Here is a 974-nt window from a genome sequence, read left to right as displayed (position 1 = left end):
TTACAGGCCGTGCGTATCCCTTCTTCAGAAGTTCAGGATTTAGGTTTTACTTCATTTTATAGCTGGCTCAATAGCTTAGGATATGACACGACTAATCATAGTAATCAGCGAGCTGATTGGGCTAGAAGTGGTGGCTGGCACTTAAAGGCATGTAAGAATAAGGTCAGTAACCAAGAAGATTTCTGGTTAATTTCATTTGATGGAAAAGGCGGTGTTTTACTTTCTGAAAAGTCCCAACAAGACTACCGAAGTGCTTATCGTCGCTTGATTAAAGAGGGCTATCAGCCCGCACGAATCGAAGCAATGACGAGAGGAGAGCTTTACTCGACTTACAACGAGGTTAGAGGATCAGCAGGAAGCCACCCTCACTTAAAACCGAGTCAGGTTGATCAAGCTGATTTCGAGCTACATCCCGATCAGATACGGGATATGGTGAATAGCTCAATGATTAAGACCTATAACACATATAGTCGCTTCGGCCAGGCTCGCTTCCGTAATGCAGTATTGCTGAATTCCTTGAATGTGTGCGCTGTAACTGGTGTTGAGTATCGTGCCGCATTGGATGCTGCGCATATACACCCGCATAGTAATGGTGGTGCGATGAAGGTAGCTAATGGGATTGCTCTTCGAAAAGATCTTCATGCTGTTTTTGATCGCGGTGATATGGCAGTCAACCCGGAAACCCTCACGATTCATTTTAGTGAGCGAGCAATTGATAGCTACCTCGATTTTGAAGGACACGTAATTCAAACAGTGCTGTCACTTGATAAAATTGCCTTGGTCGCTCGCTGGGAAGAGTTCTGTTCTCGTGTAAAGTAAAATCTAAATGTCATCAGGAGAGAGCTGTAAAAGAGTTTAAGGTCTTTCGGAGTAAGACTACTTCATCATGTAGCAGCTACTACAAATGCGTCCTACAATCGAACCTCACAAACTCATGTGGTTACGCGAGTTTCGGTAATGCGAAGGTCGTAGGT

Annotated in this window: 1 protein-coding gene; it reads left to right on the top strand. The window is 44.3% G+C overall.

What is annotated here, in order from left to right; all coding sequences use genetic code 11:
- Window positions 1-819: HNH endonuclease (locus IPZ49_RS22975; protein ID WP_193762902.1), on the top strand; the 819-nt coding region annotated here is incomplete at its 5' end.
- Window positions 820-974 lie beyond the last annotated feature (155 nt).

This window comes from Enterobacter cloacae complex sp. S2 (genome assembly GCF_015159675.1).
GTDB lineage: Bacteria > Pseudomonadota > Gammaproteobacteria > Enterobacterales > Enterobacteriaceae > Enterobacter > Enterobacter intestinihominis.
The sequence above is the reverse complement of the archived record's forward strand: the minus strand, read 5'-3'. Positions and strand labels throughout refer to the sequence as shown.